Origin of the sequence: Cellulomonas sp. (genome assembly GCF_036279715.1) — a bacterium.
GTDB lineage: Bacteria > Actinomycetota > Actinomycetes > Actinomycetales > Cellulomonadaceae > Cellulomonas_A.
This window is the reverse complement of record NZ_DASUIR010000113.1, coordinates 1-16,198: the sequence shown is the minus strand read 5'-3', so window position 1 is coordinate 16,198 and position 16,198 is coordinate 1. Positions and strand designations below refer to the sequence as shown.

The following is a 16,198-nucleotide window of genomic DNA, read 5'->3' as shown; positions in this document are numbered from 1 at the left end:
GACCGGACACGTTCACGCCTCGGGGACGGCCTCTCAGCCGTTCCTGAGGTGGAACTGGTTCCGGCCGTTCGTCTTCGCCAGGTACATCGCGCCGTCGGCCCGGCTCAGCAGGTCCGAGGGGCTCGACGCCGGGTCGTCGGTCATCGCGGCGCCGACACTGGCCGAGACCGAGATGACGGTGGTCCCGTCCCGGTAGGGCTCGGCGAGCGCTGCGACGAACCGGGCGCCGATGTCCCGGATGTGGGCCGGGTTCGACACCCCCTCGCACAGGATGACGAACTCGTCCCCGCCGAGGCGCGCCACCGTGTCGTCTCGGCGGGCGAGGGTCGTCAGTCGCTCGGCCAGCTGGACGAGCACCTTGTCGCCCCGGTCGTGGCCGTACGTGTCGTTGATCGACTTGAAGTTGTCGACGTCGACGAAGAAGAGCACGTGCTGGTGCGGCGCCCGGTTCAGCCGCTCGAGGGCCTGCTCGATCTTCTTCATGAGCAGGTGCCGGTTCGCCAGTCCGGTCAGGTGGTCGTGCATGGCCTGGTGGGCGAGGGCCTGCTCGGCCAGCTTGAGCTCGGTGATGTCGCGGGTGGAGGCGAGCACACCCACGACTGCGCCGCCGGGCTCCCGGTCGGCCGCGAGCGTGGTGTGGTGCCACCGCTGGCCCTGGTTGCTCTCGTCGGCGAGCCAGAACTCGACCTGCTCGGGCCGTCCGGTCGCGATGACGCGCCGGAGGGCCGGCTCCCACAGGGCGAGTGCATGCTCCTGCATGCCGATCTCCCGGTCGGTCCGACGTCGCAGCTCGTCGATCCGCAGCCCGCGCAGGCGCTCGCCGGCCGGGTTGATGTACCTGTACCGCAGGGCGAGGTCGTAGCGCGCGATGGTGTCCGTCGACCCGTCGAGGACAGATCGCAGCTGGCCCTCCACCTGCGTCAGCCGCCTGTTGGTCGCCCGGGTGGCGAGGGCCAGCCGCGCGCTCTCCTGCTCAGCGAGGACGCGCCGGGTCACGTCGCGCGAGATCCCGAACGTGCCGGTGATCGTCCCGTCCGGGGCGCGGAACGGGAACTTGCTGCTCGCGACCCAGGTGTCGGGTCGCCCGTTCCAGCGCTCGCGCTCCTCCTTGTTGACGACAGCCTCGCCCGTCCGGATGATCCGCTGCTCGTCCTCGAAGGCCGCGCGCGCATGGGAGACGTCGAAGAGGTCGAAGTCCGTGAGGCCGACCATCTCGTCCTGCGTCCGGCGATGGAGCTGCGCGCAGCCGAGGCTGACGCGGACGAACCGGCTGTCGAGATCCTTGAAGTAGATGACCTCCTCAGCCGCATCCAGGAGGTTGCGGCTGTACAGGTCGTCGCAGTCGGGGACGCCCGCGGGCACGAGGCTGCCGAAGCTCTCCGTCGAGCCCTCGAACATCTCCATCGGTGCGTCACCTCGCTCGCCGGACCTATCGTCCGACGAACGACCGAGATGAGGGATGTGCCCGGGGTTCCGGCCACAGCTCCCGCGTCGCTGTCCGGCTAGCATCGGTGTCGGAGAGGCTCTCACGTGCGAATCCAGGACGGCGTGGCGAGGCAGGCAGGCCGCGGCGTGACCATGGAGCCGCCGTACGACGCCGTGCTCTTCGACATGGACGGAGTCGTCACCGACACGGCCTCGGTGCACGCCGCTGCCTGGAAGCGTCTGTTCGACGGCGTGCTCGCCGATCCGCGGGCGCAGACGGACGGCCCACAGGCGCCGTTCGACGTCGTCGAGGACTACCGGCGCTACGTGGACGGGCGCCGACGTGAGGACGGCGTCGTCGCGTTCCTCGGCGCACGGGGGATCGACCTCCCGCTCGGCGACCCCGAGGACCGGCCCGGCGACTGGACGGTCCATGGCCTCGCTGCGCGCAAGAACGACCTCTTCCTCGAGCTGCTGTCCGTCGAGGGCGTGCGGACCTTCGCCGGGACGACGGCCCTGCTGCAACGGCTCCGGGACGCCGGCACACCGCTCGGTCTCGTCACGGCGAGCCGCAATGCCGGGGCACTGCTGCGGGCCGCAGGTCTTGCCGCGGTCTTCGACGTCGTCGTCGACGGGCACGTCATGGCCGAGCTCGGTCTTCCCGGGAAGCCGGACGCGGCGACCTTCCTCGAGGCAGCGCGTCGGCTGGGTGTCGCCCCCGCGCGCGTCGCCGTGGTCGAGGATGCGGTCTCCGGGGTCATGGCGGCGCGCAGCGGTGGCTTCGGGCTCGTCGTCGGGATCGACCGCGCCCAGCAACGTCGTCAGCTCGAGACGGCGGGTGCGGACTTCGTCCTCGACGACGTGGCCGAGCTCGACCTCGGGGCCCTGCGCTCCGACCCGTGGTTGCTGGTGTTCGAGGGGTTCGACCCGGCGCACGAGGCCCACCGGGAAGCCCTGACGACCTTGGGCAACGGCTACCTGGCGACCCGGGGCGCCATGCCGGAGCACGTGGACGACGGCGTCCACTACCCGGGCACGTACCTGGCGGGCGTGTACAACCGGTTGTTCAGGACGGTCGACGGTCAGGAGCGCGTCGACGAGGAGATCGTCAACATGCCGAGCTGGTTGCCGCTCGACATCGCGGTCGACGACGGCGAGTGGTGGTCCGACGGGGGGTTCGATGAGCAGCACGAGCGGCACGAGCTCGACCTGCGTCGGGGACTGCTCACGCGGACCGTGCGCCTCGTCAGCTCGCAGGGTCGCGCGCTGCGCGTCGTCCAGCGTCGCTTCGTGTCGATGGACCGCCCCCATCTGGCCGGGCTGGAGACGACCCTCGTCCCCGACGGCTGGAGCGGTCGGATCAGCGTCCGCAGCGGGGTCGACGCGGGTGTGGTCAACGGCAACGTCGCCGAGTCCCGGCTGCCGGGGAACCGCCACCTCGTCGAGCTCGGTGTGGAGCATCTCGGTGACCGGCTCCTCGTCGAGGTCCAGACGACCCGGAGCAACATCCGGGTCGCGACCGCCCTGCGCACGTCCGTCTCCGGCGCGGCTGCCGTACCGGTCGCTGAGGGTGCCACGGGGGGGCGCGTCACCGTGAGGTACGACATCGCGGTCACCGACGGCCGCCCGGTGGTGGTGGAGAAGATGGCCGCGGTCGTGACGTCGCGCGACGCCGCCATCGCCTCAGTGCGCGACGGCGCGCTCGCCGAGCTCGAGCGGGCCGACTACGGGTTCGCGGAGGCCGTCCGCCGGCACGCGCAGGCGTGGCAACGGTTGTGGGAGCACTTCGAGGTCGACGTCCAGACCGACGACCCGGTGCAGCTTGCCGTCAACCTGCACGTGTTCCACATGCTGCAGACGATCTCGCCGCACACGGCCGGCCTGGATGCCGGCGTCCCCGCGCGGGGACTGCACGGGGAGGGGTACCAGGGGCACATCTTCTGGGACGAGCTGTTCGTGCTGCCGCTGTACGTCATGCGGACCTCGCCGGTTGCCCGCTCGCTGCTCGACTACCGCTGGCGCAGGCTCGACGCGGCCCGCCAGGACGCGAAGGACGCCGGTCACCGTGGGGCGATGTTCCCGTGGCAGAGCGGCAGCGACGGCCGTGAGGACACGCCGCGCCGACTGTTCAACCCGCGGTCCCAGCACTGGCTGCCGGACAACTCCTCGCGCCAGCGCCACGTCGGCCTTGCCGTCGCCTACAACGCGTGGCAGTACTTCCAGGCGACCGCCGACGCGCTGTGGTTCGCCGAGCGCGGCGCCGAGCTGATCTTCGAGGTCGCGCGGTTCTTCTCGGACCTCGCGACCTACGACGAGCGGGAGGACCGGTTCCACCTCGTCGGGGTCATGGGCCCGGACGAGTACCACGACGGCTATCCCGACGCGGCAGGGGAGGGGCTCCGCGACAACGCCTACACCAACGTGATGACCGCATGGGTCTGCCTGCGTGCGCTCGACGCGCTCGCGGTGCTCCCCGGTCACGAGCGCAACGAGCTGTCGCAGCGGATCGGCCTGGGTCCGGACGAGGTGGAACGGTGGGCCCGCCTCGGGACCCGGCTGACCGTGCCCTTCCACGATCGGGTCATCAGCCAGTTCGACGGCTACGGCGATCTCCTGGAGCTCGACTGGGGACACTACCGGCGCACGTACGGGAGCATCGAGCGGCTCGACCTGATCCTGGAGGCGGAGGGGGACAGCACCAACCGCTACCGCCTGTCCAAGCAGGCCGACGTGCTGATGCTGGTCTACCTGCTCGGTCCCACCGAGGTCGTGCGTGTCCTGTCCGGGCTCGGGTACCCGGTGACGACGGACGACCTGGCCCGCGCTGTGGACTACTACCTGTCACGCACTGCCCACGGCTCGACGTTGAGCCGGGTCGTGCACACGTCCGTCCTCGCCATGCTCGATCGCTCGACGGCCTGGAGCGAGTTCCGCGAGGCGCTCGACGCGGACCTCGACGACACGCAGGGCGGGACGACCGGCCAGGGGATCCACCTGGGCGCGATGGCCGGGACCGTCGACATCCTGCTGCGCACCTTCACGGGGATGCGGATGGACGCCGACGCGCTCGTCTTCCGGCCGAGGCTGCCTGGCGCGCTGGGCAGGCTGACGTTCGAGCTGCGATACCGCGGTCACCGGATCACGGTGACCGCGGACCGGTCCCACCTCCGCCTCACCAGCCAGTCGGCGGCGGAGCGAGCGGTGCATGTCGTCGTCGACGACGTCGCAGCGCTGCTCGGCGGCGGCGAGACGCTGGAGTTCCGACTCCGGGCCCCGCACGAATGACGACGCGAGCCGCCGGTCCAGCCGGTCAGCGCGCGTACCGACGCACGAAGTTCGCGAGGATCTGGTGCGGCTCCTCGACGGGCACGGTCCCGAGCTGTGCCACCACGTCGTCGAGCTCGTCGGGGGCGAAGTAGCCGGAGTACCGGTAGGCGGCGACGCGGTGGAGGATCCCCGGGAGGTCGAGCTCGGGGTGGAACTGGGTCGCGTAGACGTTGGAGCGCACGCGGAACATCTGCACCGGGCACGCCGCCGAGGACGCGAGCAGCGTCGCGCCGGGCGGCAGCGTGCGACAGGCTTCCTTGTGGCCGACGAACGCCGTGAAGGTCGGCGGGAGGCCCGCGAGGAGCGGATCGGCCACCCCGGCGTCGGTCAGGCTCACGTCGATGGGGCCGACGGGCTCGGCGTACGTGCCGTCGACGACGCCGCCCTGGTAGCGGCTCAGCGTGCCGACGCCGTAGCACGCGCCGAGGAACGGCAGGTCGCGCCGCACCACCTCCGCGACGAGGGCGTCGAGCTCAGCCTCGACGCGTCGCTGGATGGGGCTCTTGTCCGGGTCGGGGTCGCTCGAGGTGAACGGGCTGCCGCCGACGACGATCCCCGACACGTCGTCCAGGTCGAGGTCGGGCAGTGGGCCCGCCTCCAGCCGCACCCGCCGCAGCTCGCGGTCCGTGAGGCCGCTGAACCGGACGAACGCTGCGTACTCGGCGTCGGCGACGTCGTCCTCGGCGCGTGTGGCGAGCAGCAGGAACGGCTTCACCGCGGCCGGCGGCCTACGGCTGCGAGCCGGCGATGTTGACGAGCCAGCTCACCCCGAACTTGTCGGTGAACATGCCGAAGCTGTCGCCCCAGGGCGCCGTGCTGAGCGGCTCGCCGATCGTCGCGCCGACGGTGAGCTTGTCCCAGTACCCCCGCAGCTCGGCGTCGTCCTCCCCGCTCAAGGAGACCGAGTAGCTGGAGCCGACGGTGTAGTCCATCGTGTTCGGGGTGTCGGCGCCCATGAGCACGAGACCGTTGTCGGTCGTCAGCTGAGAGTGCATGACCTTGTCCTGCTCGGCGGGGTCCTCGCTCGCGTGGAACTCCGCAAAGGTGCTGACGGTCAGCTCGCCGCCGAACACCGACTGGTAGAACTCCATCGCCTGCCTCGCCGTGTCCCGGAAGGTGAGGTACGGGTTCAGACGCGTCGCCATGGCACATTCTCCTCACACATCGGTTCGCACCAGTGACCCACGCCACAGTGCCGTCACCACGCGACGGCCGTCAAGCGCCCGCGCCGCACCGCGTCCGGCTCGCGGGACGACGCCGTCCCTCCGGGGAATCTGCGGGACGCAGGAGTGATTCAACTAAACCGGTTTGACCTCTTCGAGATCCGGCGGTAGAGTTTCGCACGCGGAGCGCAGCGGACGAAGTCGTCGGCTCGCTTGGCACTCGCTCGACGACATGCGTCGCGACAATTGTCCTGACGCATTGATGCGCGCCTCGAGACTGCGCATCCCGTCGTGGGCCTCTCGTCCGCATGCCCACGGGTCCCGCACACCAGGTCGACCGAGAGCGCTCCGTGCGTGCCGCGGATGCGCTCGGTCGCGCAGCACGAACAAGGAGAGCCTGATGACGTACACCGACGTTCGCTCCCATCTCAGGTCACGACCCGTCGCGCTGGCGGCCGCTCTGTCCATGCTTCTCGTCGGTGCGAGCACCGCGGCGGCGTCCGCATCGGCACCCACGGCGTCCGACGCCCCGTCCTCGGCAGCCCCTCTGACGAACCTGGCTCACCTGGACTTCCTGCTGGACACCGTGCCGCTGACGCCCGTGGCGGGTCACACCACGTACCTGATGGGCGAGCAGCCCACCGCGCAGGCCCCGTGGGTCTATGCGGACAAGAAGGCCGACGGCAGCTACGCGCGTGTCGGTGGCGGAACGCTCGACCCTGTCACGGGCCACTACGGCCAGGGCGCGTTCGACGCCGACGACATCGCCCGTACCGCCGTCGTCTACCTCCGGCACTGGCAGCTGACCGGCAGCACCGCCAGCCGCGAGCACGCTTTCCAGACGCTGCGCTCACTGACCTACCTCCAGACGACGACTGGCCCGAACGCCGGCAACGTCGTCCTCTGGCAGCAGGCGGACGGCACCCTGAACCCCAGCGCGAGCCCGGCCGAGCTGCCGGACCCGAGCGACTCGGCCGAGTCCTACTGGCTCGCGCGCACGGTCTGGGCCCTGGGAGAGGGGTACGCGGCGTTCAAGGATGCCGACCCCGCGTTCGCCTCGTTCCTCCAGGATCGGCTGCACCTGGCGTTGGCCTCTCTGAACACGCAGTCGCTCGCCAGGTACGGCACATATGCCCTGGCTGACGGCGTTCAGGTCCCGGCCTGGCTGCTCAACGGCGGGGCCGACGCGTCGGCGGAGGCCGCCCTCGGGCTCTCGGCCTACACGACGGCCGCCGCGAGCGACGGCGCGGCGACCACCGCGCTGACTCAGCTGAGCGAAGGCATCGCCGCGATGTCCTCGGGTTCGGTGAGCCAGTGGCCTTTCGGGGCGATCCTGCCGTGGACGAAGTCGCAGACGTTCTGGCACGCCTGGGGCGGGCTGGCTCCGGCTGCCGTGGCCCAGGCGTCCGTCGTGCTGCACCGTCCCGATCTGCTGACGGCTGCGGTCAAGGATTCCGCGCAGTTCACACCGCAGCTGCTTGCCGCGGGAGGACCTGACAACCTCTGGTCGCCGGCTCCGGGCGACGCCCAGATCGCCTACGGCGCCGACTCGCGCGTCGAGAGCCTCGTGGCCACCGCCAAGGCCGCGAACGCTCCGGGGCTGCTCGACGTGGCGGCAGTTGCCGCGGGCTGGTTCTTCGGCGCCAACCCCAGCGGGGCACCCGCCTACGACCCCGCCACCGGGGCTGCGATCGACGGGATCGACCCTGGGGGCAAGGTCAACCTGAACTCCGGCGCCGAGTCCACGATCCACACGCTGCTCACGATGCTCACCTTGGATGCGAACCCGGGACTGAAGGCCAAGACCATGGCCATCGATGCGACCGTGGCGATCGACGGACTGACGGTGGTCGAGGCCGAGTCCGGCACGCTCGCCGGCGGGACGGTCGTCAGGCCCGAGTCGGCATGGACGGGTGAGGCCCTCTGGTCGGGTGGCGCGTCTGTCGCACTGGGTGCCGGTGATGCTGTCAGCATCCCGGTCCCGATCTCCGACCAGGCTCGCCACGTGTATGCCGTGGTGAACCAGACCGAGGCGCGCGCCGGGAGCACGGCATGGGCCGCAGGTCGCACCCGGCTCGGCAGCACCCCGAACGGTGGCGCACCGGCACAGGGCATCACGGACGCCCCAGGCAGGCTCGTCCCGCTCACGCTCGAGCGTGCCCTGCCAGCCGGTGCCACCGCTGTCGTCGCCTCGAGCAACGGCGCGGCCAGCCTGGACGCTCTGCTGGTGCAGCCGCTGATCTCCTCGGTCGCCGTGACCGGGCCGGGCGGGGTCTCGACGATGTACGTGAGCTCCGCGCGCCAGTCCAGCACGCGCGCTGTCGTCGTGCCGAAGGGCTTCGTCCTGAAGCAGCGAGCGTTCGACGCGACGGGCAAGCCGGTCGCAGCGAGCCGCGACAGCATCGCTGCCGAGCGGTCGCAGCGGGTGACGGTCGTCGCCGGTGGCTTCACGTTCGTGACGTTGGTCCGCACGTAGGGCCCGAGGATGATCACGGGGCCGTCACCTCTCCCGAGGTGACGGCCCCGTCGTGCCCGCCGCAGGCTCGGTCGCCCCGTCGTCGGCAAAGTCGTTCCTGCTAGGTCTTGACATCGGGACTAAACCGGTTTAGATTTCTCTGTGTGACCCGCCCAACGATCAATGATGTCGCCCGCGCCGCTGGCGTGTCGAAGGGCGCCGTCTCGTTTGCGCTCAACAACAAGCCAGGTGTCGCTCCGGAGACCCGGAAGCGCATTCTCGAGGTTGCCCGGGACCTGGGCTGGACCCCCAGCGCCCGCGCTCGTGCACTGTCCACCTCGCAGGCGTTCGCGGTGGGGCTGGTCATCATGCGACCGCCCGAGACGCTGCGCAGCGACCAGTTCTTCATCTCCTTCATCTCCGGTGCTGAGACCGTCCTCGCAGAGGAAGGCTTCGCCCTGCTGCTGCAGGTCGTCCCCGACCACGAGCGTGAGCACGAGGCCTACCGCCGCCTGGCTGAGGCCGGCAGGGTCGACGGCGTCTTCGTCACCGACCTGTTCGTCGACGACACGCGGCCTGCGCTCCTCGCGAAGCTCAGGCTCCCCGCTCTGGTCATCGGGCCCCCGCAGGACGACGACAGCCGGCCCGCCGTCGGCATCGACGACGGGCCGGGCATCACGGCCGCCGTCGACCACCTCGTCGCACTCGGTCACACGCGCATCGCGCACGTCGCGGGGCCCGGCTTCATGGTCCACGGGCGCTCGCGTCGCGAGGCGTGGTCCGCGGCGCTGGAGCGTGCCGGCCTCCCCGAGGGCCCCTGCATCGAGGCCGACTTCTCGGCCGAGTCAGGTGCTGCCGCGACCAAGGCGCTGCTCGACCTCGCCGACCCGCCGACCGCGATCGTCTACGCCAACGACCTGATGGCCATGGCAGGGCTGTCCCTGGCCGTCGCCCGCGGTCTCGACGTCCCCGGGGACCTGTCGATCACGGGCTACGACGACACCGAGATCGCCGCGCACCTGCAGCCGCCGCTCACCACCGTCACGAGCGACGCCCTCGCCTGGGGACGCGCCGCGGCCATCCGACTCCTGGAGCTCATCCGCCAGCAGCCGCCCACAGCGACGGTGCTCCCGCCGGCCCACCTGGTCGTTCGCGGCTCGACGGGACCCGCTCGCACATCTTGACGACAGTCCACCGCAACGAAGCGAGGACGTCCCCCCGGGGGCGTCATGGAATGGAGATGCTCATGAGAAGACGCCTGATTGCCGCCACGGTGACCGCACTGGCCATCGGACTGACCGGTGCATGCAGCGGTGGCTCCGGGGGAGGGACGACCGACGCCCTCACGGCCAAGGGACCCATCAAGGTGTGGCTCTCGAACAACCCCGAGGAGATCACCTGGGGCAAGGCCATGGTCGACGAGTGGAACGCCGCTCACGCCGACCAGCAGGTCACCGCGCAGGAGATCCCGGCCGGCAAGACGTCCGAAGAGGTCATCGGCGCCTCGATCACTGCCGGCAACGCGCCGTGCCTGGTGTTCAACACCGCACCGGCCGCAGTCCCGCAGTTCCAGAAGCAGGGCGGCCTGGTCGCGCTCGACGGGTTCGACGGGGGCGCGGCGTACGTCGAGGCGCGTACCGGCGCAGCGGCTGACCAGTACAAGTCGGCGGACGGGAAGTTCTACCAGATCCCGTGGAAGTCGAACCCGGTGATGGTCCTCTACAACAAGGACCTCATGGCGAAGGCCGGCGTCGACCCCGAGAACCCGCCGCTGGCGACCTACGAGCAGTTCTTGGACACGAGTCGCAAGGTCGTCTCGAGCGGGGCCGCCCAGGCTGCCATCTGGCCGGCACCCACCAGCGAGTTCTTCCAGTCGTGGTTCGACTTCTACCCGCTCTACGCGGCCGAGACCGGCGGCAAGCAGCTGATCGAGGACGGCAAGGCGACGTTCGACTCCGAGGCCGGCACGAAGGTCGACGAGTTCTGGGCGACGATGTACTCGGAACACCTGGCGCCGCAGGAGAAGTACAGCGCCGACTCGTTCGCCGACCAGAAGGCCGCGATGGCGATCGTCGGGCCGTGGGCGATCGCGGTCTACGGCAAGGACATCCACTGGGGCGTCGCCCCGGTCCCGACGTCGGCGGGCACGACGGCCGACAAGACGTACACGTTCTCAGACGCCAAGAACATCTCGGTCTACTCCGCGTGCAAGAACCAGGGCACGGCCTGGGAGGTCCTGAAGTTCGCCACCAGCACCGAGCAGGACGGCAAGCTCCTCGAGACGACCGGGCAGATGCCGCTGCGCAAGGATCTCGCCACGACCTACCCGGACTACTTCGCGACGCACCCGGAGTACGCCGTGTTCGCCGAGCAGGCAGCGCGGACCGTCGAGGTGCCCAACGTGCCGAACTCGGTCGCGATCTGGCAGGAGTTCCGTGACGAGTACTCGTCGGCCGTGATCTTCGGCAAGACGAAGGTCGCCGACGCACTGACCACGTCGGCCAAGAAGGCCACCGAGCTCGCCGGCCAGTCCTGATCAGTGGTCCCCACCATGAGAACCGACGCCGAGACGGTCACGACGACCCGACGGTCATCCTCACGGCAGCGGGTGACGACCCTCCTGGGCCGTCACCCGCTGGGGATCCTGTTCGCCGCACCGTATGCGGTGTTCCTCGCGGCCCTGTTCGCGTACCCGTTGGGTCTCGCGGTCTGGATCAGCTTCCACGACTACTTCTTCGCCGCACCCGGCGCGCAGGTCGCGCGACCGTTCGTCGGCTTCGACAACTACGTCGCGGTGCTCTCGGACCCGGCGGTGCGACGCTCGTTCCTCAACGTCGGCGAGTTCCTCGTCATCAACGTCCCGCTGACGGTCGTGCTGTCGCTCGTGCTGGCCACCGCGCTGAACTCCGTCGTCCGTGCGCGGTCGTTCCTCCGGACCTCGTACTACGTCCCCTATGTCACCGCGAGCGTCGCGCTGGTCGCCGTCTGGCTGTTCCTCTTCAGCCAGGACGGCATGGTCAACCAGCTGCTCGGCCCGCTCGCCCCTGACCCGTCGTGGCTCGTCAACAGCCAGCTCGCCATGCCGGTGATCGCGCTCTTCGTCACCTGGAAGCAGCTCGGCTTCTTCATCCTGCTGTACCTCGCGGCGCTGCAGGGCGTCTCGAAGGAGCTGTACGAGGCGGCCTCCATCGACGGCGCCGGCAAGGTCCGCTCCTTCATGAGCATCACGGTCCCGGGAGTCAGACCGGTCACCACCCTGGCCGTCATCCTGGCCACCATCACCGGCGCCAACCTCTTCACCGAGCCCTACCTGCTGACCAACGGCGGCGGGCCCGACGGCGCGTCGACCTCCCCAGTCTTCGTCATGTACCAGAAGGGCATCGAGCAGGGGAACCCTGACGTCGCCGCGGCCATCGGCGTGATGCTCGTGATCGCCGTGCTCGTGATCTCGCTCGTGTACCGACGACTCCTGGAGAGGGACTGACATGGCTCTCATCGAGACGCCGACACCACACGCCGCTCAGCCCGCCGAGGCCCGCACGACCAGGCCGGCCGGTCGTCGCAAGCCTCGCGGCTGGCCGAGCCTCGCCATCCTCTTCCTCGGTGCTCTGGTGTTCCTGTTCCCCTTCTACTACATGGTCGTGGGGTCGCTCCAGGCCAAGCCCGACACCTCGCTGCGGGGAGCCTTCCCGACCGGCGGGCTGACCCTCCACAACTACGCGGAGATCAACTCGCGCGTCGACCTCGGTTCGTCGCTGGTCAACTCGGGCATCTTCACCGGCGGCGTGATTCTCGGCACGGTCGTGTTCGGGGTCCTGGCCGGGTACGCGCTGGCCCGCCTGCAGTTCCGGGGGAGGGGTGTGCTGTTCGCCGCGATGCTGCTCGTGCAGATCGTGCCGTTCCAGCTCCTGATCATCCCGATCTACGTGATGATCGTGCGCACCTACGGGCTCGCGGACACCTACCTCGGCATGATCCTGCCGTTCGCCATCAACTCGACGGCCGTCTTCGTGTTCCGGCAGTTCTTCCTCCAGCTGCCCGAGGACCTCTTCTCCGCGGCCCGGCTCGACGGCGCCGGAGAGTTCCGCATCCTCTGGTCGGTGGCGCTCCCCCTGGTCAAGCCGGCGCTCCTCACCGCGGTGCTGCTCACCTTCATCGGGCCGTGGAACGAGTTCCTCTGGCCCTTCCTGGTCACGAAGGACGCCAGCATGCAGCCGCTCGCCGTGACCCTCGCGAACTACATCAGCAACATCGCCGGCCGAGCCGCCAACCCGTTCGGAGCGATCCTCGCGGGAGCGGTCGTGCTCGCGGCGCCTGCCGTCGCGCTGTTCACCGTGTTCCAGAAGCACTTCACCGCGTCCGACCTCGGATCCGGTGTCAAGGGATGACGACGCGCACCACCGCATCCCCTCCAACGCCGTCCTCGTCGACGGCGCGCAACCCCCTGAACGAGGAGACATGACACTCAGCCCGTTCCCGCACGCCGAGTTCCCCCTGGGGCCCTTCACGCCCTACGCAGGCAACCCGATCATGCGACCGCAAGGCGACACGTGGGAGTCCGCGAGCGTCTACAACCCTGCGGCGATCGTCAAGGACGACCGCGTCGTGCTGCTCTACCGAGCGCATGCAGCCGACATCGTGTCCCACGTGGGCCTGGCCACGAGCGCAGATGGGATCCACTTCGATCGCCATCCCGAGCCGGTCCTGTCGCCCAGCGAGGACTATGACGAGTTCGGGTGCGAGGACCCGCGCATCACCGAGATCGACGGTACCTACTACCTGACGTACTCGGGCTGGGACCACACGTCCGCCCAGCTGTGCCTCGCCACGTCGACCGACCTGCTCACGTGGACCAAGCACGGTCCGCTGTTCCCCGAGTTCAACACGTTCCTGCCGGTGGGCAACGGACTTCCCGGCCCGTGGAGCAAGGCGGGCGGGATCCTTCCCGTGCCGATCGATGGCCGCTACCTCATGTACTTCGGCGAGGGTTCGATCTGGTACGCGTGGTCCGAGGACCTGATCCACTGGACACCGTGCTCGAACGACGAGCCGATCATGACGCCCACGCCGCCGGGGACCTTCGGATCGTTCCTCGTCGAGGTGGGTCCGCCGCCGATCATCACGAACAACGGCCTGATCCTGCTGCTGCACAACGCGGCGGTGAAGAACGACGACGGCTCGGTCTACTACAGCTGCGGCCAGCTCCTGTTCTCGCCCGCGGAGCCCTCGAAGATCCTCGCGCAGATGAACACGCCGTGGCTCGAGCCGCAGGCGTACGAGGACAAGCACGGGCTGGTGTCGAACGTGACGTTCGTCGAGGGCCTGGTCTTCTTCCACGGTGCGTGGCTCGCCTACTACGGGCAGAGCGACTCGACCCTCGGGCTGGCCACGTACACGATCGGGGAGACGTACTGGACCCCTGGCGCCGCGGCAGCCGTCAGGTAGCTCTCAGCGGTGCCACCCATCGCGGCGTGACGTCATCGGGCGATGACGATGCGGTTGCGGCCGTTCCGCTTCGCGGACATCAGCGCGACGTCGGCGGCCGCGAGCGGATCGGGTGAGGTGTCGGCCGCCTGTCCGACACCGATCGAGACGGTGACGGTCAACCCATCGGCGATCGTGCTCCAGTGCCCGTCCGACACGGCCTGGTGCACGCGCTGAGCGACTGCGACGGCGGCATCCTCCCCGCCCTCGGGAAGGATCAGGAACTCGTCACCGCCGTAGCGGACGAGGAGATCGGCATCGCGGGACTGTGCCCGCAGGATGTCGGCGATGGCTCTCAGCACGCGGTCGCCGGCGGCGTGGGAGTAGGTGTCGTTGATGTGCTTGAAGTCGTCGACGTCGACGAACACAGCCCAGCCGTGTCCAGGGGTCTGACCGACGAAGGCGTCCAGCACGCGTCGGTTGCCCAGCCCGGTCAGCGGGTCCTGCAGGACCGCCCGACCGACGCGGGTGGTCTCGGCCGTGAGCTCGCGCAGGTGGTCGTGATCCCGCAGGGCCGAGAACCGCGTCTCGCGCTCCGACCACTCCCGGGTCAGCGCGTTGCGCGCGACCGTCCGCCACTCGTCGAGTCCCGGATGGCTCCCGAAGTGGGCCTCGTGGACCCCGGCCAGCGATGCCCGGGCTGTGACTGCCCACACCTCGCGTGAGGCGAGCTCGGCGTGCGCGATGAGCGTCGTCAGGCGCTCGTGCGCGTCGGCGAAGTTCCCTGAGGTCGTGGCCTCGCGGGCGAGCACCAGGTGCATCAGGTGGGTCTCCACCAGCTCGGGACGCGCCACGTACCGGTGTGCGGCGGCTCTCATGCGAGCCGCCGCCAGCGCCGGCTCACCCAGGTGCATGGCCGCGTAGGCCTCGATGACGTCCCCTCGCGCCACCATCTGGCGGTCGTCCTCGGTGGTCGCGAGCCGGACCATCGCCCGCGCCCGCGACGCCCCGACCACGAAGTGCTCGGCGGCCTCACGGTCGTGGCCGATGAGCAGCAGGGCGGCCCCCCAGTAGGTGCTCAGCAGCGCCAGCTCCTGCAAGACGTAGAGGTTGGCGCCGGTGTCTCGGCCCCCTCGAATGCGTGAGAGCGCCGCATCCGCCTGCTCGAGGAGGCTGAGCGACCTGAGGGCGAGTGCGACCGCCATGCTCGCGGAGAGGTGGCCGTAGGTGTTCGTCGGGATCGCCTGCAGCAGCCAGTCGGCCTCGGCGAGCGCGGCGATCGCATCGCCGTGCTTGCCCAGCCGGGTGCTCGACTCGGCGATGACCGACAGTGCCTTGGCTCGCCACATCGGCTCCAGGTCGTCACCGAGATCGGCGAGCAGATTCCTGGCCACGGTGATCGCCTCGTCGTTGCGGCCGCGCTCCTCGAGCGCGATGGCTTCGATGTAGAGCAGATATCGGGTCGTGATCACGTCGCCGGCCGCCACCGTCAGCAACAGCCACTGCACGCACGCGCTGATGGACTGCTCAGAGAACCCGTCGACGTAGAACCGGTGGGCGATGTCGGACAGGATGTCGAACGGACCGAACTCCGAGGGAGCGGAGAGCGCGCAGCAGGTGCTCACCGGTGCTGGTGCGTCGTCCATACCGTTCGCCCCCTCACCGGGAGTTGCTCCACTGCGCCGAGTGCCCGTGGGGAGCACCGAAGCCGTACCGGCGGACCGTGTCGGCATCGTCCCATCGACGCGCGGAGGCGTCACATTGAGGGCCGGTGTCCGCCGAGCGGGCGTCCGCCCGAATCCTGCCGGATCGGTGTCAGTCCCGCACGTCGAACGTCGCCCTCAGCAGCGCCTCGTCGCGTGACGACGGGCCGACGAACAGCTCGAACCGGCCGGGCTCGACGATGCGCCGCCCGTGGGCGTCGACGAGGCTGCAGTCGCCGACGGGGAGCTCAAGGTCGACCGTGCGGGTCTGTCCGGGCGCGAGATCGACCTGGCGATAGGCCTTGAGCTCCTTCTCGGCCCAGGTGACCGAGGTGACCGTGTCGTGGACGTAGACCTGGACCGTCTCGCGCGTGGGGCGCGTCCCGGTGTTGTGCACGGTGACCTGGGCACGCACGGTGTCGTCCCCACCGACGGTCGGGGTCAGAACCTGCAGGTCGGCGTACTCGACGCTCGTGTAGCTGAGCCCCTCGCCGAACGCGAAGGGCGCGCGCTGGGTGAGGTCGGCATACCGGTTCCCGTGCTGGCCCGCGATCTGGTTGTAGTAGACCGGCAGCTGGCCGACATGCTCGGCGAACGACACGGGCAGCCGCCCGGTCGGCTCGATCAGCCCGAGGACGAGCTCGGCGATCGCCCGCCCGCCGCGCATGCCCGGGTTGGCGGCCCACACGATCGCGGCAGCG

12 protein-coding genes are annotated in these 16,198 nt (G+C 69.8%); 7 read left to right on the top strand and 5 right to left on the bottom strand.

Translation table 11 applies throughout. The annotated features are described in order from the left end of the window. Window positions 1-33 precede the first annotated feature (33 nt). Window positions 34-1,404, bottom strand: a complete 1,371-nt coding sequence (locus VFW79_RS11170; protein WP_329677380.1) for a diguanylate cyclase domain-containing protein — start codon at window positions 1,402-1,404, stop codon at window positions 34-36. A gap of 174 nt (window positions 1,405-1,578) precedes the next feature. On the opposite strand from VFW79_RS11170, the gene VFW79_RS11165 reads away from it, so the two are divergent. Further along, window positions 1,579-4,710: an HAD-IA family hydrolase gene (locus VFW79_RS11165; protein ID WP_329677397.1), complete on the top strand. Its 3,132-nt coding sequence runs from the start codon at window positions 1,579-1,581 to the stop codon at window positions 4,708-4,710. A gap of 25 nt (window positions 4,711-4,735) precedes the next feature. On the opposite strand, the gene VFW79_RS11160 is transcribed toward VFW79_RS11165, so the two are convergent. Together VFW79_RS11160 and VFW79_RS11155 are read right to left on the bottom strand one after the other, a co-directional pair. Then, entirely contained in the window at window positions 4,736-5,467 is a 732-nt protein-coding gene (locus VFW79_RS11160; protein WP_329677379.1) for a glutamine amidotransferase, read from the bottom strand. Between the two features lie 13 nt (window positions 5,468-5,480). Beyond that, the gene (locus VFW79_RS11155) at window positions 5,481-5,897 is read right to left on the bottom strand and encodes a VOC family protein (RefSeq protein ID WP_329677378.1); all 417 of its coding nucleotides are present in this window, start codon (window positions 5,895-5,897) and stop codon (window positions 5,481-5,483) included. 418 nt (window positions 5,898-6,315) lie between these two features. On the opposite strand from VFW79_RS11155, the gene VFW79_RS11150 reads away from it, so the two are divergent. From VFW79_RS11150 to VFW79_RS11125, 6 genes are all read left to right on the top strand, one after another. Further along, window positions 6,316-8,391, top strand: coding sequence for a hypothetical protein (locus VFW79_RS11150; RefSeq protein ID WP_329677377.1), 2,076 nt, complete (start codon window positions 6,316-6,318; stop codon window positions 8,389-8,391). A 143-nt stretch (window positions 8,392-8,534) separates the two neighbouring features. Further along, window positions 8,535-9,554: a LacI family DNA-binding transcriptional regulator gene (locus VFW79_RS11145; protein ID WP_329677376.1), complete on the top strand. Its 1,020-nt coding sequence runs from the start codon at window positions 8,535-8,537 to the stop codon at window positions 9,552-9,554. A gap of 62 nt (window positions 9,555-9,616) precedes the next feature. After that, window positions 9,617-10,906, top strand: coding sequence for an extracellular solute-binding protein (locus tag VFW79_RS11140; protein ID WP_329677375.1), 1,290 nt, complete (start codon window positions 9,617-9,619; stop codon window positions 10,904-10,906). Window positions 10,907-10,921: 15 nt separating this feature from the next. Beyond that, the gene (locus VFW79_RS11135) at window positions 10,922-11,854 is read left to right on the top strand and encodes a sugar ABC transporter permease (RefSeq protein WP_329677374.1); all 933 of its coding nucleotides are present in this window, start codon (window positions 10,922-10,924) and stop codon (window positions 11,852-11,854) included. A 1-nt stretch (window position 11,855) separates the two neighbouring features. Continuing rightward, a complete protein-coding gene (locus tag VFW79_RS11130) occupies window positions 11,856-12,758 on the top strand; it encodes a carbohydrate ABC transporter permease (RefSeq protein ID WP_414647945.1) in 903 nt (300 codons plus the stop codon). A 70-nt stretch (window positions 12,759-12,828) separates the two neighbouring features. Next, a complete protein-coding gene (locus VFW79_RS11125) occupies window positions 12,829-13,815 on the top strand; it encodes a glycoside hydrolase family 130 protein (RefSeq protein WP_329677373.1) in 987 nt (328 codons plus the stop codon). 32 nt (window positions 13,816-13,847) lie between these two features. Here VFW79_RS11125 and VFW79_RS11120 read toward each other — a convergent pair whose 3' ends face one another. Together VFW79_RS11120 and VFW79_RS11115 are read right to left on the bottom strand one after the other, a co-directional pair. Then, window positions 13,848-15,440, bottom strand: coding sequence for a GGDEF domain-containing protein (locus tag VFW79_RS11120; RefSeq protein WP_329677372.1), 1,593 nt, complete (start codon window positions 15,438-15,440; stop codon window positions 13,848-13,850). A gap of 169 nt (window positions 15,441-15,609) precedes the next feature. Then, on the bottom strand, window positions 15,610-16,198 hold a 589-nt coding region (locus VFW79_RS11115), incomplete at its 5' end, for a fibronectin type III-like domain-contianing protein (protein ID WP_329677371.1).